This is a genomic window from Mycobacterium genavense ATCC 51234, assembly GCF_000526915.1.
GTDB lineage: Bacteria > Actinomycetota > Actinomycetes > Mycobacteriales > Mycobacteriaceae > Mycobacterium > Mycobacterium genavense.
Window position 1 is genome coordinate 288708 of sequence record NZ_JAGZ01000002.1, and the last position, 23959, is coordinate 312666.

The 23959-nt window shown below is 66.7% G+C and carries 18 protein-coding genes and 6 pseudogenes; 2 read left to right on the forward strand and 22 right to left on the reverse strand.

Going from position 1 to position 23959, the window contains the following annotated elements:
- Window positions 1-4: 4 nt before the first annotated feature.
- The 5 genes from T428_RS0106075 to T428_RS0106095 form a co-directional block, all read right to left on the reverse strand.
- On the reverse strand, window positions 5-1300 hold the full coding sequence (locus T428_RS0106075; protein ID WP_025735764.1) for a fatty acid desaturase family protein: 1296 nt from the start codon (window positions 1298-1300) through the stop codon (window positions 5-7).
- A gap of 85 nt (window positions 1301-1385) precedes the next feature.
- Complete coding sequence (locus T428_RS0106080; RefSeq protein ID WP_025735765.1) at window positions 1386-2537, reverse strand: ferredoxin reductase; 1152 nt, start codon at window positions 2535-2537, stop codon at window positions 1386-1388.
- Between the two features lie 76 nt (window positions 2538-2613).
- The gene (locus T428_RS0106085) at window positions 2614-3138 is read right to left on the reverse strand and encodes a DUF6912 family protein (RefSeq protein WP_025735766.1); all 525 of its coding nucleotides are present in this window, start codon (window positions 3136-3138) and stop codon (window positions 2614-2616) included.
- The gene (gene ppk2, locus T428_RS0106090) at window positions 3135-3998 is read right to left on the reverse strand and encodes a polyphosphate kinase 2 (RefSeq protein ID WP_036467239.1); all 864 of its coding nucleotides are present in this window, start codon (window positions 3996-3998) and stop codon (window positions 3135-3137) included. The genes T428_RS0106085 and ppk2 overlap by 4 nt, the downstream gene beginning before the upstream one ends.
- 44 nt (window positions 3999-4042) lie before the next feature.
- Window positions 4043-5449 carry a WS/DGAT/MGAT family O-acyltransferase gene (locus T428_RS0106095; RefSeq protein ID WP_025735768.1) on the reverse strand — a complete coding sequence of 469 codons (1407 nt, stop codon included), beginning with the start codon at window positions 5447-5449 and terminating at the stop codon, window positions 4043-4045.
- Between the two features lie 192 nt (window positions 5450-5641).
- Between T428_RS0106095 and T428_RS0106100 the strand changes: the two genes are divergently transcribed.
- Window positions 5642-6184 (forward strand): Rv3235 family protein, encoded by a 543-nt coding sequence (locus T428_RS0106100; RefSeq protein WP_025735769.1) that lies wholly within the window; start codon window positions 5642-5644, stop codon window positions 6182-6184.
- Window positions 6185-6188: 4 nt separating this feature from the next.
- Here the strand turns inward: T428_RS0106100 and T428_RS0106105 are convergent, their stop codons facing one another.
- From T428_RS0106105 to T428_RS36000, 16 genes and pseudogenes are all read right to left on the reverse strand, one after another.
- The gene (locus T428_RS0106105) at window positions 6189-7346 is read right to left on the reverse strand and encodes a cation:proton antiporter (protein WP_025735770.1); all 1158 of its coding nucleotides are present in this window, start codon (window positions 7344-7346) and stop codon (window positions 6189-6191) included.
- Window positions 7347-7350: 4 nt separating this feature from the next.
- Window positions 7351-7833, reverse strand: coding sequence for a cation:proton antiporter regulatory subunit (locus T428_RS0106110; protein ID WP_025735771.1), 483 nt, complete (start codon window positions 7831-7833; stop codon window positions 7351-7353).
- A gap of 100 nt (window positions 7834-7933) precedes the next feature.
- Window positions 7934-8686: pseudogene (gene mddA / locus T428_RS26045) on the reverse strand (methanethiol S-methyltransferase).
- Between the two features lie 67 nt (window positions 8687-8753).
- A pseudogene (locus tag T428_RS26050) lies at window positions 8754-10325 on the reverse strand (HD domain-containing phosphohydrolase).
- Window positions 10326-10356: 31 nt separating this feature from the next.
- Window positions 10357-11104: pseudogene (locus T428_RS26055) on the reverse strand (hypothetical protein).
- A gap of 76 nt (window positions 11105-11180) precedes the next feature.
- Window positions 11181-14030 carry a preprotein translocase subunit SecA gene (gene secA / locus T428_RS0106130; RefSeq protein WP_025735772.1) on the reverse strand — a complete coding sequence of 950 codons (2850 nt, stop codon included), beginning with the start codon at window positions 14028-14030 and terminating at the stop codon, window positions 11181-11183.
- A gap of 85 nt (window positions 14031-14115) precedes the next feature.
- Window positions 14116-14793 (reverse strand): ribosome hibernation-promoting factor, HPF/YfiA family, encoded by a 678-nt coding sequence (hpf, locus tag T428_RS0106135; RefSeq protein ID WP_425411987.1) that lies wholly within the window; start codon window positions 14791-14793, stop codon window positions 14116-14118.
- A gap of 322 nt (window positions 14794-15115) precedes the next feature.
- Window positions 15116-15740 (reverse strand): annotated as a pseudogene (locus tag T428_RS26060) (ComF family protein).
- A gap of 248 nt (window positions 15741-15988) precedes the next feature.
- Window positions 15989-16777, reverse strand: coding sequence for an FAD-binding protein (locus T428_RS30940; RefSeq protein WP_051465138.1), 789 nt, complete (start codon window positions 16775-16777; stop codon window positions 15989-15991).
- A gap of 319 nt (window positions 16778-17096) precedes the next feature.
- A pseudogene (locus T428_RS31755) lies at window positions 17097-17645 on the reverse strand (FAD-binding protein); the annotation flags it as partial.
- Between the two features lie 15 nt (window positions 17646-17660).
- Window positions 17661-18380, reverse strand: a complete 720-nt coding sequence (locus T428_RS0106155; RefSeq protein WP_025735774.1) for an SDR family NAD(P)-dependent oxidoreductase — start codon at window positions 18378-18380, stop codon at window positions 17661-17663.
- Window positions 18381-18404: 24 nt separating this feature from the next.
- Window positions 18405-19430, reverse strand: coding sequence for a nitronate monooxygenase (locus T428_RS0106160; RefSeq protein WP_025735775.1), 1026 nt, complete (start codon window positions 19428-19430; stop codon window positions 18405-18407).
- Window positions 19423-20310 carry a Crp/Fnr family transcriptional regulator gene (locus T428_RS26070; RefSeq protein ID WP_025735776.1) on the reverse strand — a complete coding sequence of 296 codons (888 nt, stop codon included), beginning with the start codon at window positions 20308-20310 and terminating at the stop codon, window positions 19423-19425. The genes T428_RS0106160 and T428_RS26070 overlap by 8 nt, the downstream gene beginning before the upstream one ends.
- Before the next feature lie 10 nt (window positions 20311-20320).
- Window positions 20321-20884, reverse strand: a complete 564-nt coding sequence (locus T428_RS26075) for a helix-turn-helix domain-containing protein (protein ID WP_156942869.1) — start codon at window positions 20882-20884, stop codon at window positions 20321-20323.
- Between the two features lie 351 nt (window positions 20885-21235).
- Window positions 21236-21733 carry a helix-turn-helix domain-containing protein gene (locus T428_RS35995; protein ID WP_425411998.1) on the reverse strand — a complete coding sequence of 166 codons (498 nt, stop codon included), beginning with the start codon at window positions 21731-21733 and terminating at the stop codon, window positions 21236-21238.
- Window positions 21731-22327: pseudogene (locus T428_RS36000) on the reverse strand (Y-family DNA polymerase); the annotation flags it as partial. The pseudogene T428_RS36000 and the gene T428_RS35995, both read right to left, overlap by 3 nt.
- A gap of 39 nt (window positions 22328-22366) precedes the next feature.
- On the opposite strand from T428_RS36000, the gene T428_RS26085 reads away from it, so the two are divergent.
- Window positions 22367-22939, forward strand: coding sequence for a class I SAM-dependent methyltransferase (locus T428_RS26085; protein WP_036467242.1), 573 nt, complete (start codon window positions 22367-22369; stop codon window positions 22937-22939).
- Here T428_RS26085 and T428_RS26090 read toward each other — a convergent pair.
- The gene (locus tag T428_RS26090) at window positions 22928-23878 is read right to left on the reverse strand and encodes a dTDP-glucose 4,6-dehydratase (RefSeq protein WP_036467244.1); all 951 of its coding nucleotides are present in this window, start codon (window positions 23876-23878) and stop codon (window positions 22928-22930) included. The two genes, T428_RS26085 and T428_RS26090, sit on opposite strands and share 12 nt — an antisense overlap.
- Window positions 23879-23959 lie beyond the last annotated feature (81 nt).

Below are 23959 nucleotides of genomic sequence, written 5' to 3' on the forward strand. Positions count from 1 at the left end.
GGGCTCAGGCCGCCAGGTCGTTGGCGTCGGAGAGTAGCTGCTCCATTTTCTTCATCGCACGCTTGTTGCGACGCCAACCCCGAACGGTGGCGATGGCGGTCTTGAGTCCGCGGCGCCGGCCGGTCTGGGGATCGGTACCGGCGAAATCCGGGTCGAGTTCGGCGAACATCCGCTCGCTGCGGGTTTCCGGCGCGTCGTCGGCGTTGTCCAGCAGGTACTTGTTGGGCAACGACAACTTGGCCAGGGTGCGCCACGTCTTGCCGTACTGCACCAGGAAAGACCCTGTGGTGTAAGGCAAGTCGTACTTGTCGCAGACCTCGCGCACCCGCACCGAGATCTCATGCAGCCGGTTGCTCGGCAGATCCGGGTACAGGTGGTGCTCGATCTGGTGGCACAGGTTGCCGCTCATGAACCGCAGCGCCGGACCGGCTTCGAAGTTGGCACTGCCCAGCATTTGGCGCAGGTACCACTGACCCTTCGACTCCCCGATCATGTCGGTCTTGGTGAATTTCTCTGCGCCATCGGGGAAGTGGCCGCAGAAGATCACGGCGTTGGCCCACACGTTGCGGATCACGTTGGCCATGGCATTGGCCTTCAACGTGGACTTGTACGTCGCCCCGGGCGACAGCGAGGTCAGCGCCGGGAAAGCGATGTAGTCCTTGAGCACCTGCCGGCCCGCTTTGGCCAAGAACTCGTCCGTACGCTCGCGGGCTTCGTCGTGGTCCATGCGCTTCTTAACGATCTTGCCGATCTCGACGTGCTGCAAGCCGACGCCCCACTCAAAACCGAGGGCCAGCAAGGTATTCCACACCAAGTTGAACAGGTTGTACTCGCGCCAACGCTGGTCGCGGGTGACGCGCAGCATGCCGTAGCCCACGTCGTCGTCCATCCCGAGGATGTTCGTGTACTTGTGGTGCACGAAGTTGTGGGTGTAGCGCCAATGCTTGGACGACCCGCTCATGTCCCACTCCCACGAGGAGGAGTGGATCTCCGGATCGTTCATCCAGTCCCACTGGCCGTGCATGACGTTGTGGCCGATCTCCATGTTCTCGATGATCTTGGCCACGCCCAGGGTCACGGTTCCGGCCCACCACGCCGAACGCCGCGAACTCGCGGCCAGCAGCAGCCGGCCGGTCACCTCCAGCGCGCGCTGCGCCGCGATGGTGCGGTGGATGTAGCGGGCATCCCGCTCGCCGCGTGAGTCCTCTACGTCCTGGCGAATCGCGTCCAGCTCAACGGCCAGGGCGTCGATATCGGCCTCGGTCAAATGTGCGAATACGTCGACATCTGTGATCGCCATAGTTCTCACCTCCCGGCGGTTGTTCCTGTGGTCAGTACCTACGCTATCGTAATCTACGAATCCGTAGGTTACCTATGAGTAGCGGCTAAATGTCGAGCACACAATCGCCGGATGCGGCCGAGATGCAGGTCTGTACCCGGCTGCCGAGCTCGTGTTCCTGCCCGGTACGCAGGTCACGGACGTGGCCGTCCAGCAGGGGTACCACGCACGACTGGCAAATCCCCATCCGGCAGCCGAAAGGCATCTGGATTCCGGCGCCCTCCCCCGCGTCCATCAACGATGTCGCGGCGTCGGCGGTGACGGTGCGACCGCTTCGGCCGAAGGTCACGGTTCCGCCGGCTCCGGCCGGTGCGGCCTTGGCCACCGCGAACCGCTCCAGGTGCAGCCGGTCGCTGATGCCCGCGGCCGCCCACACCTTCTCGGCCTGGGCCAGCATGCCCTCCGGCCCGCACGCCCAGGTCTGACGTTGGCGCCAGTCCGGCACCTCGTCGTCGAGCCGGGCGAGGTCGAGCCGGCCCTGCGTCCGGGTCTCGCGAACCTGCAGCCGATATCCGGAATGCACCGACGCCAACGCGGTCAATTCGCTGCCGAACAGCACGTCCGATCCGGTGGGCGCCGAGTGCACGTGCCGGATGTCACCGATTTGGTTGCGGCGCACCAGCGTTCGCAGCATCGACATCACCGGCGTGATACCCGATCCGGCGGTGAGGAACAGGATCGACGGCGGCGCCGGGTCGGGCAGGACGAAGTTGCCCTGCGGCGCGGCCAGCCGCACGATCGTCCCGGGCGCGACCCCGGCCACCAGGTGGCTGGACAAAAAGCCTTCCGGCATCGCCTTGACGGTGATGGTCACGGTGCGCTCGGGCCCGGAGCCGGACCGCGCGACGGGGCTCGACGTCAGCGAATACGAACGCCAACGCCAGCGGCCGTCCATCCGCAGGCCGATCCCGATGTACTGCCCCGGCTCGAAGTCGAAGCTGAAGCCCCAGCCCGGTTTGATGACCAGGGTCGCGGAGTCCTCCGTCTCGCGGCGAACCTGCACGATGCGGCCGCGCAATTCCCGCGCCGACCACAGCGGATTGGCCAGCTGCAGATAGTCGTCGGGCAGCAGCGGCGTCGTGATGCGCGCGGCGATCTTGCGCAGCGCATGCCAGCCGGGATGCCGCTCAGCGCCCGCGACGGTGGGGCGCTTGGTATCGACCACGTTCGCGGTGAGCGATTGGTATTTCCTACCCATAACAAAGTCTACGGTACCGTAAGTTACGGTAATCTTTCCAGGCTTACTTGCCCGATTGCGTCACACCGCTCGGTCGTCACCACAGGTCGAGCAGGAACGGCAGCTCCTGGTTCGCATACCAGGCCAAATCGTGGTCCTGGGCGTCGCCGACGATCAGGTCGGCATCCTCGTCCCCCAGGTCAGCGGCATCGATGGCCTCGATCGCCTTCTCGACCGCCTCCTCCGCGGCGGCGGTGTCGACGTAGGCCGCGATCACCTGGTCCATCGAGACGGGCTCGGCGAGCCGGACCACCGCATCGTCGAGATCGGGACGGAAGGTGAGCCCAGACTCACCGGGATCGACCTCGGCCGCCAGCACCGCACGCCGCGGCCGCGCCGTCTGATCGGCTCCCCCGGCTTGGTCGTCCGCCAGCAGTCGCAGCGAGGCCAACGCCGCCTCACGCAGCGCGACGTCGGCGAGCTCGTCCTCGTCGCCCTCGGCGTAGGCCTCGCGCAGGGTCGGCGTCACCGCGAACGCGGTGCCGTTGACGGGCCGAAGCGAGCCGTCGGCGACGAGCCGCTGCAGCATCGCCACCGTGGCGGGAATGTAGACCTGAATCATGACTCGACCAGGGTGGCCACGTAGTCGTCGACGTATTTCGACAACTCGCGCGGCGGACGCCGGTAGTTGCCGCTGACGACCGGACGCTCGGGCAGCTCGACCTTCGGCTCTTCGACCTCGACGTAGGAGATGCTGGACAGCAGATGGTTCATCATGTTCAGCCGCGCGTGTTTCTTGATGTCGGATTCCACTACGTACCAAGGACTTACGGGAGTGTCGGTGTGCACCATCATCTCGTCTTTGGCGCGCGAATAGTCCTCCCAGCGATACACCGATTCCAGGTCCATCGCGGACAGTTTCCAGCGCCGTACCGGGTCGTTGCGGCGGGCCTTGAACCGGCGCAGTTGCTCGGCCTCCGATACCGAAAACCAGTACTTGCGCAGCAGAATCCCGTCGTCGATCAGCATCTGCTCGAATATCGGCGTCTGCCGCAAAAACAGCGCATGTTCTTGCGGCGTGCAGAATCCCATGACTTTCTCGATGCCGGCGCGGTTGTACCACGACCGGTCGAAGAGCACGATTTCGCCTTTGGTGGGCAGGTGGGCGATATACCGCTGGTAGTACCACTCGCCCCGCTCGCGATCCGTGGGTACCGGCAACGCGGCGATGCGGGCGGTACGGGGACTGAGGTATTCGGTGATCCGTTTGATGGCCCCGCCCTTGCCCGCCGCGTCCCGGCCTTCGAACAGCACCACGATTCGCGCGCCGGAATGCCGTACCCACTCCTGCAGCTTCACGAATTCTGTTTGTAGCCGGAACAATTCGGCTTCGTAGACGGCATCGGAGATGGTGGGTACGTCCCGCGCAGACGATTTCTTTTTCTTCGCCTTTGCCGGTGCGCCGTCGTTCGAGGTGCTCACATCAACGAATAGTAGATCCACATAGCGATTTTGAACGCCACCAACTAGCGGGAAGCGTCGAGTAGTTCCCCGAGTGATTGCTGCAACAACGCCGGCAGTAGGTCGACGTCACTCATCGCCTCGCGGTCGGCGTTGATTCCGAAATACAGCGTGCCGTTGTACGACGTCACACCGATGGCCAGCGCCTGGTTGTGCAGCAGCGGCGGCACCGCGTAGGTCTCCAGCAGTTTCGTCCCGGCCACGTACATCTGCGACTGCGCCCCGGGCGCATTGGTGATCAGCAAGTTGAACAACCGCGCCGAGAAACTGGTGGCAACCCGGATGCGCATGGCGTGCAGCGTCGGTGGCGCGAAACCGGACAACGTGACGATGGTGCGGGCGTCGACCAGACGGGCGGCCGACGGATTGGATTCGGTGGCGTGCGCGATCTGAGAAAGCCGCACCACCGCGTTGCCCTCGCCCACCGGCAGGTCGACCAGGAACGGAGTGACCTGACTGATCTGACCCGGGCCGGTCGAGTCATGCTGGCCCTCGGCATACACCGACAGCGGCGCCATCGCCCGGATGGTCGCGCTCGACGACACGCCTTCCCCGCGCGACATCAGCCAGTTGCCCAGGGCGCCGGTCACGACGGCCAACACCACGTCGTTGATGTCGCGGTCATATCGGGCGCGCACCGTCCGAAAGTCCTCGAGACTTCCGCGGGCGACGGTGAACCGCCGATGGCGTGACACGGGCGCATTGAGCGGGCTACTCGGCGCGGTGCCGCGCGCGACGGTGCGCGCGATATCGAAGACCCGGCGGCCGACGTTGAGCAGTTCGCCGTAGTTGGTCGCTGCGCCGGCCAACGCGGAGCCGACCGCCTGCAGCTGCGTGCCCGGTCCCACCACCCAGTCGGAGAGCGCACCCAGCAACAGCCGCGTCGAGCCGGGCTCGCGTTCCGGAATCCAGATGTCTTCGGGGAACGGCGCCGGCTGCCGGGTCCGGTCGGCGATCACGTGGCCGATCTCCAGTGCGGTCAACCCGTTGATCAGCGCCTGGTGCGACTTGGTGTACAGCGCGACCCGGTTCTTGGCCAGGCCTTCGACGAGGTACATCTCCCACAGCGGCCGCGTCTTGTCCAGTGGCCGGGCGGCCAGCCGGGCGATCAGCTCGTGCAGCTGCTCGTCGCTGCCCGGCGACGGCAGCGCCGAGCGCCGTACGTGGTAGGTGATGTCGAAATCGGCGTCGTCGATCCACACCGGCCGGGCCATGCCGACGGCCACTTCGCGGACCTTCTGGCGATAGCGGGGTATTTGCGGGAGTCGCTGTTCTACGGTGGCCAGCAGCGTCTCGTAGCTCAGTCCGGCCCGCGGGCGCTGCAGGATTGACAGCGATCCGACGTACATCGGGGTGGCGGTGTTCTCCAGCCGGTAGAAGGCCGCGTCCGCTGTGGACAACCGGGTCACCATTGCGGCCCTGGCCTCCTAGGTCGATCCTTGGCGTTCCCCGATGCTCTCGCTCACCGTAATCGTCCGCTAGGGCGCACCACGGCGCGGGTACGCGCGATGTCGAATTGTGCGATGATGACCGGCAATTAAAGATTCAATTGTCTGCCACTCTCCTGCAGATCGCTCGTTCACCGTCGACTTGGAGAGTGCACGTTGACCATCGGGCCCGTAAACCCCGCTCACCGTGGCGATTTCGCCGTCGTGCCCGTCGTCGAGTACGAACCGCCGCCGCGGGAGGTGCCGCGCAACGTCGCCGAATGCCGGCGGTCGACCGTGGCGCGCAGGACCGGCGGCGCGCCGCGGTACAGCGGGCGGGCCGTCAGACGAGCGGAGCCGACGGCGCCGACCTGGTCGGTGCCGATGCGCCAGGCCGCGCTGTTCGCCGACGCCGCGCTGCGCCGGGTGCTGGAAGTCATCGACCACCGCCGGCCGGTGACCGCGCTGCGGCCGTTGCTGGTGCCCGGTCTCGTCGACTCCGTGCTGGCGGTCAGCCAATCGCGTGCCGGGCGCCAGGCCGCCGCGGTGTTGCGCCGGATGCGGCTGCAACCGGTTGGGCACCGGGATCCGCAGAGCGCTGCGGAGGTGTTCGGCTGCTACAGCCGCGGGGATCGCGTCCACGCCATCGCCGCCCGGGTGGAGCGGCTGCCCACCGGCAGCGGGGTGCGGTGGCAGGTGGTGGCCCTGGACATCGGGTGACGCGTCAGGCCGGTGCGGCGGCGCTCCCGGGCGGGGGCCCGCCGGAGAACCGGGCCAGCACCGGGCCCAGCAGCGCCATGACGAACACATACGTCGTCGCCAGCGCGGCCACGGCGGGGATCGTCGCGCCCACCAATCCGATAATGATCAGCGAGAACTCCCCCCGCGCGACGAGCGCGGTGCCGGCCCGCAACTGGCCGCGCCGGGCAACCCCGTCGCGCCGCGCGGCGAAGATCCCGGTGGCCACCTTCGTGGCGGCGGTGACGACGGCGAGGGCCAGGGCGACCGGCAGCATCGGAACCAGCTCGTGCGGGTCCACCTGCAGGCCGATCACCACGAAGAACGTCGCGGCGAACAGGTCGCGCAACGGGACCAGCACGTTGCGCGCCCGTTTCGCGGTGTCACCGGTCAAGGTGAGCCCGACCAGGAAGGCGCCGACGGCCGCCGAGGCGTGCAGCGATTCGGCCAGCGCAGCCACCATCAGGGTGACGCCGAGGACCCGCAGCAACAGCTGCTCCGAGTCGGCGTTCGCCACCAGCCGGCCCACGTGATGGCCCCAGTAGTACGACGCGAAGAACGCCGCGAACAGGGCACCGATCGCGACGGCCATCCCGGCAACCGCCTCCAGCCCGGTGCCGCCCGAGGCGAGGACCGCGAACAGCGGCAGGTAGGCGGCCATCGCGAAGTCTTCGAGCACCAGCACCGACAGCACGGCCGGGGTTTCGCGGTTACCGAGCCGGCGCAGGTCCTCGAGCAGGCGTGCGATCACGCCCGAGGACGAGATGTAGGTGACCCCGGCCAGGGCCAGGATCGCGATGCCGTCGAAGCCCAGCAGCCACCCCGCGACCGCTCCGGGGGTGGCGTTGAGAACCACGTCGACCCCGGCCGAGGGCAGGTGGTGACGCAAGCTGGCGGCGAACTCCGTCGCGGAGAACTCCAGCCCTAGGGTCAGCAGTAGCAGCACGACGCCGATGGGCGCGCCCGTCATGAGGAAGTCGCCGGCGGCGGCCACCGGCCAGATGCCGCCCTTGCCCAGCGAAAGACCGGCCATCAGATAGACGGGGATCGGCGACAGTGCGAACCGCCGCGAGACGGCGCCCAGCACCGCGAGTGCGGCGAGCAGGGCGCCTAGCTGAAACAGCAGCGCCCCCGAAACTTGCACTTGCTCAGCCCTTGTCGACGATCTGCTCTACTGCAGAGATGCCGTCTTCGGTGCCGATGACGATCAAAACGTCTCGCTCCCGCAGGATCTCGGCCGGACCCGGTGAGGCGAGCACATCCTCGTCGCGCACGATCGCGACGATCGACGCCCCGGTGCGGGTGCGCGCGTGGGTGTCCCCCAACGGCTTGTCGACGAACGGGCTGCCCGGCTCGATGTCGACCTGACCCGCCTCCAGGCCCGGCACCTCGCGGGTCAGCTCGGTGAACCGCTCGGCGATGCGGGGAGCGCCCAGGATCTGGGCCATGGTGTCGGCCTCTTCGTCGGTGAGGTGAAACACCGGCCGGGCCTGATCGGGGTCGTCGGAGCCGTACAGGACGACGTCGAAGTCGCCGCCGCGCCGCGCGATGATGCCGATCCGGTCGCCCTGGTGGCTGGTGAACTCATATCGCAGGCCGACGCCCGGGAGTAGCACCTCCTTGACATCCATATCCGCAACATACCGGGAATCCGCAACCGATTACCGCATTACTCCTCTGCCAGTGGTCTTTGCGCTGCCGGCCGGACCGCGTCGCGACGCTGCCCGAGGGTTAGTGCTGACCCGCCGCCGCGTTCGGACGACGGCGTGCCCCCGGCACCAGCGCCGGCACCTCGCGTCGGTAGGCAACGTATTGCTCGCCCAGTGCCTCGACCAGGTCGTGTTCTTCCAGCCGCAACGCGATCAGAATGTAACCCGTTGTGGCGACACTGAACAGCAGGTGCCCGACCGTCATCACCGGCGTCGCCCAGAACGCGATCAAAAACCCCAGCATCAGCGGATGCCGCACCAGCCGGTACAGATACCTAACACGAAAGTCCAAGTCGCAGTAAGGCTTTCCACGCCAGGCCAGGTATACCTGCCGCAGCTCGAACAGGTCGAAGTAGCTCACCATGAAGGAGGAGAAGAACACCGTCGCCCAACCGAGCCAGAAACGCCCACAGCAGCACCCGGCCCGCGGGCAGCCCCACGTCCCACACGATGCCCGGCAGGGTCCGCCACTGCCAGTAAAGCAGCAGCAGCGCGCCGCTTGCCAGCACCACATAGGTGCTGCGCTCGATCGACGACAGCACAAAGCGCGTCCACCACCGCTTGAACGCGGGCCGCGCCATCACGCTGTGCTGGATCGCGAAAACACCAAGCAGCGCTACATCGATCAGCACCGCCAGGCCGACGGGGGCCGAGAGCACGTTGTCGACACTGCGCGGCACCCAGATGCTGCCGACGATCCGATTGCATACGTAAACGACACCAAAAACAGCAGATAAGCCACTGCGCCGTAACAGACTGTCAAATATCGACTCATGTACTGAGTGTCCGCCGAATTTCGCGTAATGGAATGGGGCAGCTGCCTCAATTTTCATCGCCACCCGCTACGGGGCTGACAACCCCTGTTGCAGGGCATACATGCTGGCCCCGATGCGATTTGAGACGCCGATCTTCGCGTATGTCCGCCCCACATGATTGCGCGCGGTCTTCTCGCTGATCACCAATGCCGCCGCGATTTCCTTGTTCGACGCGCCGCCTGCGACCAGGCGAAGCACTTCGATCTCACGCGGGGTGAGTCCACCCGGACGCGGCTTGGGCCGCTGGGCGGGCTGGCCCGCGGCATGCAGCACCGCGTCGACCGCGACGGGGTCGAGTTCGCCGGCGTTCACCCGCTCGCGCAGCCGCCGGGCCGCGGCACCGGGCGACATTTCGGCGCGGTATGGCCTTGGTTCACAACCGGATTGGTAACTGACCGCGGCGACCAGGATACGGTCGGGCAAGCTCAGCGCGGTACCGGCAAGACCGCGTGGATATCCCGACCCGTTCAGGCATTCATGGTGGTTTCCGGCGACTTCGGCCAGCCGGCCCAGACCGCGGACCTGGTTGAGGATCCGGGCGGTCAGATAGGGATGCAGCCGCACCCGCTCGAACTAGCCTGCGGTCAAAGAGCCTGGCTTGGACCAGATTTGGTTCGACACCCCGATGCGGCCCAGGTCGTGTACATGGCCCGCCCGCCGAGTCAGCGCCGCCGCGTCGGCATCGAGCCCGGCCGCAAGCGCCGCGTCGCCGGCAAGACCCGCCACCGCGCGCGAATGTCCAAGCGTGAACGGACATTTGAGGTCGACGAAGTCTCCGAACGCGACCAGCAGCGCGTCCAGCGCGTTGTCGTCGAGCCGTTGGTGGCGGTCGGGGGCCTCGCGCAGTGCCGCGGGCCACGCATCGCCGGGCGCGGGGCCGGCCAGGATCGCGTCGGCGTTGTGGATGAACGTGTCGACGACCTTCGGGTCGAACTGGCCACCGCGGCGGCCGCGCGCCATCGCCACGGCGCCCTCGAGCCCGTAGGTGCGGTGGTGCACCTCCACCATCTCGGCGAGCTGGGCAACCCGCATCTGGATCGGAATTTCGTCGCCGTGCGCGCCGGCGGGCAGGCCACCGCCGTCGTAGCGCTCGAAAGCGAAGACGAACGAGGCCTGCACGTCGGGACCCAGGCCGATGCGATCCGCCAGCAGCGCCGCGGAGGTGCAGTGCGAGTGGATCAGCCGGGACAACTGGCCGCGCGCGTTGGCGAACAGCGTCGCCATAATGGTCAGCCGCTGCGTCAACGGCTGACCACGGCCGATGTTGCCCAACAGGAACCGCCAGTAGGGCAGCCCGGACCAGTCGACCAGGTACGAGTCATGCCGCACCGCGATGTCGTCGCCGAACCACCGCGCGTATTCATGCGAGTCGGCGTGACACCCAATCCACATGACCAGCGTCGTGTAGTAGACGCAATCCCGCTGGGCGCCGGTGAGCCCCAACCGATCCGCCAGCCGGGTCGCGATCGTCGCCGCACGCAGCATGTGCTCGGCGAGCTGTCCCAGACCAAGATCGATAGCCACGGACAGCGCCGCCAGCAGCTCGGCCCGGCTGGGCGCCTCGCCGACCGACGCCGGCTCGGCTGCATGCGACACCATCGGCTCATTGTCCCCTTCGGTCGCGACCGCGTCAGCAAATCGAAATTGTGCGCCCTACGGCGTGGTGGCGGCTCGGGTCGAACACCTCCAGCCGGCCCACCCCCGGTCACGAAGAGCCCGCGCTGAGGCCCCCAGAAGTCGGCCAGGCGCGACTGCTGCGGCAGCGGTGCGACGGCGCCGAGGTCCGCGCCGCGCCACACCGCGCGCGACTCGGTGACGGCTCAGAATCGTTTGGAGGCGATCATGAATCGCTGACCGTTGGGTGCGCTGCCGGACAGCCGGACCCGCCCGGTGCCCATCATCGGTCCGGCGATCCGGCCGAGGGCAGCGAGCGCCAGCCGATTACTCCATGCCCAGCCGGACAGCCGCGGGGCGATCCCGCTCATCAACCTGGTGGACGGGCTGGTACCGAGGTCGAGCTGCCACTCCAGCAAGCCGGCGATCCGGACGAACAACGACCACGGGGTGACCCACGCGACGTCGATGTCGCACCGCACGGCGTCGTTCGGCGTGGCCGCACTGAAGAAGCGCGAGCAACTGAGTTCGCCGGGGCTCGTCGCGTAAAACGTCCACACCCCGGCCGCGTCGCGATGCCACACCGATCGGTAGCCGGGCGCGAACGACGACGTCGGTATGCAGCGCAGCGCGAGATAGTGCCCGCTGGCGAAGGGAAGCCCCAAAACCCCGAAGCCGGCGAATCTTTCGTCGTCGCCGGGGTGCAACACGGCGTCGTGCAGGACGGCCGAGGCCGCATCGGCGGGAGTGTGCAACGTAGTCATGCGCCGATGCTGCGCGGCGGTCCCGGGCCGGCGCATGAGGCTTATGCCTCAAATCGCCGGGGCGCTAGGGTGACGATCAGCGCTTATTGACCGACTTCGGCGGTTTGGCGCCCCGGCCTTGCTGGCGGGCGGCGGCGCGGCGCTCGCGCCGGCTGGCGCCGGCGGGCACCCCGGCCGGGGTCTTCTGCGCGCCACCGCCATTGCGCTGAACCTCCGCCGAACCGTCCTCCGCCGGACCGGAGTACGTCAGCGCGAGAGCTTCGCTGTCAATACCCTTGGCGCGCAACATACTTGGAGCCCGCTCGGGCTCCGGTGCGGGCGTGGCACCGGAGTCGCCCTCCTGCTGGGCGGCAGCAGCGGCGGCGGTCGCGAACTCGGCCAGCCCGTCCGGCGTCTGCACCGGGGCGACCTGCGGCGCGGGGACAGCCTCCACGCTGACGTTGAACAAGAAGCCGACCGACTCCTCCTTCATGCCGTCGAGCATGGCCATGAACATGTCGTAACCCTCGCGCTGGTACTCGACCAGCGGGTCGCGCTGCGCCATCGCGCGCAGCCCGATGCCCTCTTTGAGGTAGTCCATCTCGTAGAGGTGCTCGCGCCACTTGCGGTCGATCACGTTGAGCAGCACGTTGCGTTCCAGCTGCCGCATCGCCCCCTCGCCGGCGATTTGCTCCAGCTCGGCTTCCCTTGTGGCATAAGCCCTTTCGGCGTCCTTGATGAGCGCTTCGAGCAACTCCTCGCGGGTGAGGTCGTCATGCTCGGAGTACGCGTCGCGACGGGTGAGCGACTCGTGTTCGATCCCGACCGGGTACAGCGTCTTCAGCGCCGACCACAACGCGTCGAGGTCCCAGTCCTCGGCGTAGCCCTCGCTGGTCGCCCCGTTCACATAGGCGGTGATGACGTCGCGCACCATCTCGAACGCCTGTTCCTGCAGGTTCTCGCCCTCGAGGATGCGGCGGCGCTCGGCGTAGATCACCTTGCGCTGCTGGTTCATCACCTCGTCGTACTTGAGGACGTTCCTGCGGACCTCGAAGTTCTGCTGCTCGACCTGGGTTTGCGCGCTCTTGATGGCGCGGGTGACCATCTTGGCTTCGATCGGCACGTCGTCGGGCAGGTTCAGCCTGGTCAACAACGATTCCAGGGCGGCGCCGTTGAACCGGCGCATCAATTCGTCGCCGAGCGACAGGTAGAAGCGGGACTCGCCCGGGTCACCCTGCCGGCCCGAGCGGCCGCGCAGCTGGTTGTCGATGCGGCGCGACTCGTGGCGTTCGGTGCCCAGCACGTACAACCCGCCGGCCTCGATCACTTCGGCGGCCTCGGCGCTGGCTTCCTCTTTGACCTTGGGCAACTCCTCGTGCCAGGCCGCCTCGTACTCGTCGGGCGTCTCGACCGGGTCCAGGCCGCGGGCGCGCAGCCGCTGGTCGGTGAGGAAGTCGACGTTGCCGCCCAGCACGATGTCGGTACCGCGGCCGGCCATGTTGGTGGCCACCGTGATGCCGCCCCGGCGCCCGGCCACCGCGATGATGCCGGCTTCCTGCTCGTGATACTTCGCGTTGAGCACGTTGTGCGGGATGCGCCGCTTGGTGAACTGCCGCGACAGGTACTCCGAGCGCTCGACGCTGGTGGTGCCGATCAGGACCGGCTGGCCCTTCTCGTAGCGTTCGGCGACGTCGTCGACCACCGCGATGTACTTGGCCTCTTCGGTCTTGTAGATCAGGTCGGACTGGTCGGTGCGGATCATCGGCTTGTTGGTCGGGATGCTGGCCACGTCGAGCTTGTAGATCTCGTGCAGCTCGGCCGCCTCGGTCTGGGCGGTACCGGTCATCCCGGCCAGCTTGTCGTAGAGCCGGAAGTAGTTCTGCAGCGTGATCGTGGCCAGCGTCTGGTTCTCGGCCTTGATCTCGACGTGCTCCTTGGCCTCGATGGCCTGGTGCATGCCCTCGTTGTAGCGGCGGCCGATCAGCACGCGACCGGTGAACTCGTCGACGATCAGCACCTCGCCGTCGCGGACGATGTAGTCCTTGTCGCGGTGGAACAGCTCCTTGGCCTTCAGCGCGTTGTTCAGGTAGCTGACCAGCGGGGAGTTGGCGGCCTCGTACAGGTTGTCGATGCCGAGCTGGTCCTCGACGAACTCCACCCCGAGTTCGTGCACACCGACGGTGCGTTTACGCAGGTCCACCTCGTAATGGGTGTCCTTTTGCATCAGCGGGGCCAGCCGGGCGAACTCGAGGTACCAGTTCGACGCGCCGTCGGCGGGCCCGGAGATGATCAGCGGCGTGCGGGCCTCGTCGATCAGGATGGAGTCGACCTCGTCGACGATCGCGAAGGCGTGTCCGCGCTGCACCATGTCGTCGACCGAGTGCGCCATGTTGTCGCGCAGGTAGTCGAAGCCGAACTCGTTGTTGGTGCCGTAGGTGATGTCGGCGTTGTAGGCCACCCGTCGCTCGTCGGGGGTCATGTTGGCCAAGATCACCCCGACCTGCAGGCCCAGGAAGCGGTGCACCCGGCCCATCCACTCGCTGTCACGTTTGGCCAGGTAGTCGTTGACGGTGACGATGTGCACGCCCTTGCCGGCCAGCGCGTTGAGGTAGGCCGGCAGCACGCAGGTCAGCGTCTTGCCCTCACCGGTCTTCATCTCGGCGACGTTGCCCAGGTGCAGGGCGGCCGCCCCCATCACCTGCACGTCGAACGGACGCTGATCCAGCACCCGCCAGGCCGCTTCGCGCGCCACCGCGAACGCCTCGGGCAGCAGGTCGTCGAGGGTTTCGCCGTCGTTGAGGCGGCTGCGGAACTCGTCGGTCTTGGCCCGCAGCTCCGCGTCGGTGAGTTTCTCGACGTCGTCAGACAACGTGTTGACATAGTCGGCCACGCGCTTGAGGCGCTTGACCATGCGACCTTCGCCAAGGCGCAGCAGCTTCGACAGCACAGCTAGGTCCCCTGTGGGTAGGAGTCTGGTTTTCCGATGAGGCGACTCCCATCGTAGGGGACGACCTGCTGATGGCCCCCGATCCTCAGGACAGCCTGATCAGTCCGTAGTCGTAGGCGTGACGGCGGTAGACGACGGACGGCCGCTCGGTCTGCTTGTCGTAGAACAAGAAGAAGTCGTGCCCGACGAGCTCCATCTCGTAGAGCGCGTCGTCGACCGACATCGGGGTGGCCTGGTGTTCCTTGGTGCGCACCACCCGGCCCGGCTGATGGTCTCGATCCTCGTCGCCGTCGTGTTGGTGCGCCGGCTCGGGGGCGTGGTTGTTGCGGAACGCCATTTCCGGTGGGGTCACCGCGGTGGCCTCGGCCAGGGACACGGGCGTCTTTTCGCCGTAGTGCACCTTGCGGCGGTCCTTGCCGCGGCGCAGCCGGCTTTCCAGCCGCACCACTGCCGATTCGAGCGCGGCATAGAAGCTGTCAGCGCACGCCTCGCCGCGGACTACCGGGCCACGGCCCCGCGCGGTGATCTCCACGCGCTGACAGGACTTGCGTTGGCGACGGTTGCGTTCATGCTTGAGTTCGACATCGAAGAGGTAGATGGTCTTGTCGAATCGTTCCAAGCGAGCGAGTTTCTGCGAGACATAGACGCGGAAGTGTTCGGGGATCTCGACGTTGCGGCCCTTGAAGACAACCTCGGCGGTTGTCCCGGGTTCCTGCGTGTCGGCCCGTGCCGGTAGTTCGTCCAGAAGCTGAGTGGAATCCACGGTTAGCCTTGGCATACGTGACAACTCGTTTCTCTTGGCGTTGATGAGAAAGCTCCGACGGGGTTGGAAGCGGTGTCGAAACTGTCACCGCCGCAGGCAGCCCGCCGTCGCAAGGTGTCGAATACTCACCCCCTCCGTAGTGCGGTCTCAACGTGCGAAATCGCGACCCGCGAGTCGGAACCGGTAGGTCCCGAAGAGTTGTTGAAGGTTGTTCTCGACGTTAGCTCGTGTTCGCCTCGCCGTGCCACCGATTTGATGAACCCGTAGCGAGTTCTCCACGTCTTCTTGGCAACTTTACTGGTTTATCCCGAGATTGGCCGACTCAGGCCGCCGCGATGGCCAGCACCGCCGCCACGCGCACTCCCGCCGCGGACAACACCCGCACCGACTCGGACGCCGTCGCGCCGGTGGTGACGATGTCGTCGACGAGCAGCACCTCGGTGTGCGGCGGCCGGCCGCGCAGCGATACCCGGCCCGCGACGTTGCGCTCGCGTTCGGCGGTGCCGAGATCCACCGAGTCGCGGGTCAGTGCCTTCACGCGCAAGGCCGCACGGACGCCGACATCCGGATGCCGGGACACCGCGGCTTGCGCCAGCCGGGCGACCGGGTCTCCGCCGCGCCGCCGAGCGCCGGGTCGGCGCGGGCACGATCGTCAACGGGGTCTCGACGATGCCCCACGCCAGCAGCCGGTGCACGCCGACGGCCAGCGCCTGGGCCAACGGCACGACCAGATCCCCGCGGCCGTGCTCCTTGATCGCGAGAATCGCCTGGCGACGGGCACCGACGTAGCGCCCGAGTGCGAACACCGGTGCGCGTGGATCGATGCGCGGGTTGATCAGGTGCGGTTCGTCGGGCTTGACGACGAGTTCCCTGGCGCACGCATCGCACCAGCGCGCCGACGGGGTCCGGCAGCCGCCGCACTCCAGCGGCAGGATCAAGTCGAGCATGGCCCCAGTCTTGCGGGCACCGGTGACATCTAGCCGTCGCTAGTCGTTCGCCTTGTCGATGATGGACTGCAGCATCTTGCGCGGCTGCTTCTTGACCGTCATGCTCGGCTTCTGCCGAACACCAGGGCCGCGGAGGTGATTCTTCGTTCGGTCACACGGTACGGAAGCCGGGTCACCGACAGCCACACCACGTATTTGGGCAGCGCTATCTCGAACAACATGATCAGGTAGCGCCATCCGCGCGGTAATCAGTCGACACCGGTTGCCCCCCTGAACAATTCGTGCATCCCGGTGAGGCTGCTAATCGCGGCGTGTTCACCCGCCCGGATGCCTGAGAACACGCAGTCCGCCAGCGACAGTCCACTGACATAGGAGTTCGAACACACACCCACCGCGGTGCGGCCGGCGGCGTAGAGCCCGCGAATGGGAGACCTCGCCTCGTCCAATACCTGACCGGTCGCCCCGTCCACCTGCAAGCCACCCAACGTCATGCCGGGAACGAAGTAGGCCAGCGATCCCCGCAGGATTATATCGATGCCGTAGTACGGCGGATGCCTGAGCGGGCGGCACATCGACGGCGTCTTGTGCGCGGGATCTTCGCGCGCCGCCTCGGCGGCGTCGTTGTAGGCCGCCACCGTGGCGACCAAGCCCGATGTCGAAATGCCTAGCCCTGCAGCAAGTTCGGCCAACGTGGCGGCCTTGCGATGATCGGCACTGAAAACGAGCGACATGTGCAGTCGTAGCAGCGGCGAAGTCCGGCTGGTCACCAGCTCGGTCCGCGCCCGCTTCCACATCAGCGAATCGAGAACGATGAATCCGCGTCCGCCGAACTTGGCCACCATGATGCCGGCGTGGGTGGCACCGCACAGGTCTTCGTTGGCGATGCGTTCGCCGCTGAGTTCGACGGCGATGCCGTGCAGCATCGACGAGGGCGGACAAGGAAACCACCAGGCGGCCACGCTGTTCAGCTGTGCGGTCGCTCCCCCGACCCCGGTCCCGAGCATGATGCCGCTGCCGTCGTCGGCCGGTGTTCCCACCGGGGTTATCCCGGCAAAGGATGGTGCGTAACGCGGCAACATGTCGCGATTGAACGATGTCGCGATTGAACGCAAATCCGCCGGCGGCCAGGATCACGTTCGGTGTAACCAGCATCAGCTCGATCATGCGCCGCCAGAGTCGGGCCGCCCCGGTGGGAAACGCACGCCCGACGTTGGGAGCCCAGTTGGTCAACTTGTGCCGTAACGGCGCCGTGCGCCAATAGTGCTGCAGCAGCAACGGATTGAAGTCCGTCACGGTGCGACAACGCAGCCCCGCCACTCGGCCGTCTGCCATCACCACTTCCTCGACGCGGGTCAGCGGCAGGAACTGGACGCCCAGTCCTTCGGCGGAGCGGCGCAGCGCGCGGTAAAGCGCGCGACCGAAGCCCATGCCCTTGCCGACCTGCCGGTGTCCGCGCGGAACCGGTGTGGCGTGCAGTCGGTAGGGGTAGGCGCGCTCGCTGCCGGAGAAAAACAGGTTGTGCCGATCGTCGGTCGGGTAGCACATCTTGTTGTCGCCCATCGGGCCGGCGAACCGGGCGCCGTGCCGCTCCAGCCACGAAAGCCGTTGCGCGCTACCGGCGTAGAACGTGCGCAGGGTCTCGTCGTCGACCGCGCCGTCGACCTCTTGGCGCAGATAGTCGAACATGTTCTGCGGGGTGTCTTCGAAGCCGGCGACTCGCTGATAGCGCGTTCCGCCACCCGCGTACACCACGCCACGCGACAAGACCGTGGCACCTCCGCCGACCGACCGATCCACCACAAGCACCCGGGCACCACGCTCGGCCGCGGCGATGGCCGCGCACGCGCCCGCCGCGCCGAAGCAGACGATCACGACGTCGAAGGTATTGTCTTCGGGAACAACCACATTGGCTCCGATCCCTCAGCGGCCGGCGCTCTGGCCGCCGTCGACGTGCAGGATCTCGCCGGTGACGAAGGACGCCGCCTCGAGATACAGCGCACCGTGCACGATGTCGCTGACGGTGCCGATCCGGTGCTGCGGATGCATCCCCGCGTACGCGGTGACCGCATCGACGCCGCTGTGCATGGGAGTGTCGATGACGCCGGGAGATATTGCGTTGAACCGGATTCCGTTGGCGGCGTATTCGATCGCCAGCAATTTCGTCGCCGCGATCAGGCCGCCTTTGGTCAATGCCGTCAAGGCCGAGGGTACGACGGTGTGTGCCTGCTCGGCCAGCGTTGCAGCGATGGTGATGACGTGGCCTCCCTCGCCCTGAGCGAGCAGCTGGGCGACCACCTGCTGCGTGATCCCGAAGAAGCCCGCGGTGTTCACCGAGGTGATCAGTGCGTAGTCGTCGTAGGTGTAGAGGGTGAAGGGTTTCGGGATGAACACCCCCGCGTTGTTGATCAGCGTGTCGATCCGGCCGAACCGCGCCAGCGCCTCCTCGATGATTCGCTCCGCCGTCCGCGGGTCGGCGATATCGCCTGCGACGCTGACCACTTCGGGATGCGGCGACTCCTCGATGGCTCGCGAGTTGGCGATCACCCGGTAGTCGTGTTTGCGGTACGCCTCGACCAGGCCGGCGCCGATTCCGCGTGAGGCACCGGTGACGATCGCGACCTTCTGCTCCGTGCGTCCCATGGTCAGTACCTTTCCGCCAGGCGGTCAGCCCGCCAGCTCTTGCACGATGTCGGTTGCCGAACCGGTTCGTAGGTGGCCGAACGCCGCGCCGGTCCACATGCCGACGCCGTGCGGGTCGCCCAGCTTCACCGCGGCCGCCTGGATGGGACCGGTGATCATGGCTGCCTGGGGAAAGCCGAACACCGCGTCAGCGTCGTGCTTGTCGATGAATCGGTTGCGCAACGCGCGGGCATACCGCCCGGTGAACGCGCGCGTCACGACGGTTTCGGTGAACTGCGGATCGCGCAATGCCGCACGGTGCACCAGGTTTGTCCCGGCCTCGTCGGCGAGCAGGAACGCCGTCCCGATCTGCACCGCCGACGCACCCGCGTCCCGCACCTGCCGCACCGCGGCGGGAGTCCCCAGCCCCCCGGCCGCGACGACCGGACAGTCGAAGCAGGCGACCAATGCCGACACCAGATCGTCGAGAGGGTCGGTGGCCGGCGCGGCGATCTGGTCGAACGTAGCCCGATGTCCGCCCGCATCGGGTCCCTGCGCCACCAGCCCACTCACCCCAAAGCTGACCGCGATCAACGCTTCTCGCACCGTGGTCACCGTGACCAGGGTCAGGATGCCGGCGTCGCCGAGTCGTATGCACGCCGCCTCGCTCGGCGAGCCGAACGTGAAGGAAACTACCTCCGGCCGCAGATCGCACACCACGTCGAGCGTCGCCGCGTACTCGTCGTCGTCGCCGCCGTGCGGTTCGCCCAGCGCCACGCCGTAGAATTCGGCCTCGTCCTCCAGCGCCGCCGCGAACGTGCCCAACTCGTCGGGAGTGGCAACCCGCGCTTGGGGCACAAACAGATTCACGCCCAGTGGGCCCGAGGTCAGCCTGCGGGCCGCCAGGATCGCATCGGCCAGCTCTTCGGCCGACAGCATGCCCCCGGCCAGAAATCCCAGACCGCCACCGTTGGACACGGCGGCCGCCAAGGCTGGGGTCGACGGGCCCCCCGCCATGGGTGCGCCGAGAACTCGAACAGTCAAATCCCCCAACGCAAATCGATCAAACATTACAAACCTCCCCCATACTCACCTGCCGTACCTGACTAAGAGCGTGCCCGTCGACGATGACGATGCTGTCGCCCTCCAGACGGATCCAGCCGTTGGCCTCGAATCCGCGAAGTGTCACACCGATGGTCTCCAGATCGACGCCGGCCAGCGAAGAGAAGTCGTCGGCGCTGAGATCGTGTACCACCCGCACGACATCACCGTCGTGGCGGCCGAACCGTTTTCGTAGCGACAACAACCGGCTCGCGACGCGGCCCTGCGCGTCGGCAAACCCGAAGTCGACCAACGAGTTCGTCATCGCCTTCACCCACCGCGCGAACAGCCGCAGCACCTGATCGCACACTTCCGGGCGTTGGACCATCCACGTCAGGAGCTGATCACGGGCGATCGGCATTGCCAGCACTTCGGTGAGCGTGATCATGCTCATGTCTTGTGGACCCGGGTCGAAAAGCGTGATGGCACCGAATATTTCCGAGGGCCCCAGAATGTTGAGCACGATCTCGTCGCCGCTGGATCGCCGGTAGCAGGCCTTGACCTTCCCGCGGACGATCACGTACACGTAGCCGCCGAAGTCACTTCGCGCGCTCATCACCCGACCCGGTGAGAAGTTCTCGAGATGCAGCTTCCCGGACAGGGCGGCGACCACGTCGGGACTGGTCCTGCCGAATATTCCCGACGTGATCAGCGCCCGGCGCGCATCGTTGTCCTCGGTGCGGGCTGTCGGGGCCGGGTACTCGGTGGCGCTCAGCGGCACCGGACCCGGCGTGTTTGCCTCGTGCTTGGCCCTGCCGAACGTCAACCCCGCGGAACTCGTTGTCTCCCACCACAACAACGCCACCACCATCAGGATGGGCGTCAGCGCGATCGCGGCGCGGCTATGCACGTCGTTAACACTAAGGGGCACAAAGCAAATGAAGTAGCCACTGCGCGCGCTCCGTTGGACAGATTGCGTAGTGCAGTGCGCGCAGGTACGCCATCGGGGTGACACCGAGGTGATCGCGAAAACCTTGCTGTAGCGTGCGGACACTCACATAGCTGCGCTCGGCCAGCACCGAGGCCGTCAGCGGTTGGTCCGCCTCGGTCTCAATGACGTCGATCGCGGCCCGGACCGCGGGCGGCTCAGGCTCGGCTTCCAGTGCCGCCCGGTAGGAGTGGTCGGTGGCGAGCAGCAGGCCGTGGACGATGCTCTCGGCGAACGGCAATCCGACCATCGGCTGCTGCAGTGGGCTGCCGGGCTCGAACAGTTGTTCGGTGAACAACGACACCATGGTGAGCCAGCTGCGGACCGCCGGAGCCGTCGTCGCTATGACCGGCCGGCAGTCGATCTGGGAAGTGATGGAACGTCTCAGCGCGCCGGCGAGCGCATCCTCGACGGCGTGCCGATCGATCATCACCGCCAGCATCCGGCCGACGTAACGGGAGACGCAGGCCTTGCCCTCCCGGCCGTATACCCCCACCTAGCCCGGTTCCGGACGAAGCACGGACGGCTATCCTTGCCCATCACGGACGCCGCGGCCGGCACCGTGACATGATAGTGCGGACGAACCTCCCTGCCGTTCACCCACACGTCGTCGTGAAAATTGATGTCCAGCACGGTAATCGGGCCGAGGCGGCGCATCCGGTGCATGAACGAGAACGAGCCCGTGTCGCCGTGTGGCCCGATATCGGGCCACCAGTGCGACGGCGTCGCCGACTGGCTGGTGCGCAACGCGCCGAAGTCTTCCAGCGACCGCACGGCCACCCAAGCGCAGTTGTCTGCCGTCATCCGGTTACCTCCAGTCCAAATCGTCGTAGCTGGGAGGCGCAACCTAACACCGGCGAGCGGATCTCAGGTGATTCCGTTCTTCGGTGGTGAAGCGTTGGAACGCCTTGCGGCGCAAGGTCTCCGTCGGCGTCTCACGGTAGCGGGCGGAGTGGGCCGCGGCGAACCGGCCGAGGTTGGTGAAACCCCAGCGATAGACGACCGAGGCGACGGTCACCTGCGACGGGTCCGACCTCAGCAGCGCCTGGTGGGCCCGCCGCAGTCGGACCTCGCGCAGATAGGCCATCGGCGAGGTGTCCAGGTGCCGCTGAAAACCCTGCTGCAAAGTCCGCACGCTGATGTGGGTCCGGGTGGCGATCGACGCCAAGGTCAGCGGGAGATGCGCCTCCTCTTCGATGATTTCGATCGCCGATCGAATCGCGCGGGGTGCGAACAACCGGACGTCTTTGGCAAGAGCTTCGCGGTGGGGATGGTCGGCCGCGAGTAGAAACCCGCGGACCAAGCTGTCGACGAACGGCAATCCGACCAGCGGCTGGTTCAGCACACTGTCGGGCCGGAAGACCTGTTCCTTGAACAGCGCCATCATGTTGATCCAGCTTCGGGTCGGGGCGGAATCGGTCCGCATAACCGGCGAGAAGTCGGGCTGGGACATCACCTGCCAGTCCAGTGCATCGCTGAGCGCGTCGTCGGCGGCGGACCGCTCGATCTTGAACGAGATGAATCTGCTTCCGGCACTCCACTTTCCCGACGCGCGACCGTGCGGCGGGTACACAGTGGCCGCATCCGGCCCCGCCGCGTAAGAAAGACCCCGATACAGACCCTCGGCATATCCCGTCCGCATCACCACGATCCGATAGGCCCCGCACAGCTCGCCGGCGTCCACCGACATGTGGGACTCGACCGCGGTTTCGGCGACGGTCGCCGGACCGAGTCGGCCCACCATGCGGCGGGCCTGGTGCATCGGCATGGCCGAACGGGCCCCGAACACCCGCGCCTCGTAGCTCGCGCCGGCCACCACTCCCCGGCCGCCCAGCCCGCCGACCAGCACCGGCCGGCCGCGCAGCGTCGGGCGGGTGAGCTGCTCGACGGAGGCGAAGAACGCGTCCATGTCCAGGTGCAGGACCCAACGCGACTCCATCCGATAAATGCTATTGCGCTACTGGGCTAACGTTTTTCCATGGCCATGAATCTCGCGCACCGACGGATTTGCAGCTCGGACCGCTGGGCTAAGGCAGTCGAAGACGATCTGCTGCCCTGGGCGCTGGCCGACGTCGACCTGGGCGACAACACCCTGGAGATCGGGCCTGGCTACGGCGCCATCCTGCGGGTGCTGGTCGACAAGACGCCGAGGGTCACCTCGGTCGAACTCGACACCCCGATGGCGCAGCGTCTGCAGCGCCGCTACGGCGACCGGGTGCGAATCATCAACGGCGACCCCACCAATACCGGGTTGCCGGTCGACGAGTTCAGCTCGGTGGTGTCGTTCACGATGCTGCACCACGTCCCGACGGTCGAGCTGCAGGACAAGCTGTTCGCCGAGGCGTTCCGCGTGCTGCGCCCCGGTGGCGTGTTCGCCGGCAGCGACAGCGTGAATTCGTTGCGGTCCCGGATCCTGCATTTCCGCGACATCTGCAACACCGTGCCACCGGACACCTTGCCGGATCGCTTGCGCGCGGCGGGATTTGGATACGTCGAGGTCGAGGTCCGCGGCGGGCGGCTGCGCTGGCGCGCGGTCAAACTAGCCGGCTAGTTGTTGCGGCTGCTCTTTTGCCCACTCGATGTAGCGGTCGATCCCTTCCCAGATGTCGACCTTCGGTGCGAAGCCGAGGCTTTGCGCCAAGGCGATGCCGGCGGGGAATCGGCTCACCTCGCCCGGACGGGCGGGTCCGTTGACCACGCGGGTGCCGAATTTCGCGCCGATGTATGCGGCGATGTCGCGCACCCGGGTATTGGTGCCGCTGGCGAAATTGATGGCGCGGCCCTCGAGGTCCGGGGTGTCGAGCACCAGCAGGTAGGCGTTCACCGCGTCGCTGACGTGAAGGTAGTCCCGGGTGGCCGAGCCGTCACCGAAGACGGTGAGGTCCAGACCCGCGATCGCGCGGCGCACCAGGATCGGGATCAGCGCGCCGAACGCCCCGCTCTTCTGCCGCTCGCCAAAGATGTTGAAGGGCCGCACCATTGTGATGTCCATGCCGAAGGAGCGGAAGTACGAGTAGCACAGCCGGTCGGCGGCGGCCTTCGACACGGCGTAGGGGCTGTTCGGTCGCAGCTCGGCGGTTTCGTCGAGCTGCGCGTCGGCGCCGAGGCTGTGCCCGTCGCCGTACACCTCGCAGGTCGACGCGTAGATGACTCGTGACCCGTGCTCGCGCGCGGCCTCGAGAATATGGTGGGTGCCCATCACATTGGTCTCGAGGAACCTTTTCGGATCGTCAAGTGACTTGTTCACGTTGACGTTTGCCGCCAGATGGAAAATGACGTCGTGGTCGCGCGCGGTCTTGCTGACCAATTCCCAATCGATCACCGAGCCGAACACGATGTCGGCCGATTCGTTCATCTCGAAAACACGCAAATTTCGTTTGGCAGCAATGCTCAATGTGTTGAGGACGGTCACGCGGTGTCCGCCGACGAGCAGGGCCTCGGACAGATGGCTGCCCTGAAAGCCCGCCCCGCCAGTTACGAGAATTCGCACTACATTCCGCTCCCCGTCGTGTGAGTCTTTGCCGCATCCTAGCCACCCAGCGGGCCGTATATTGTCGCTACCGCAAAAATC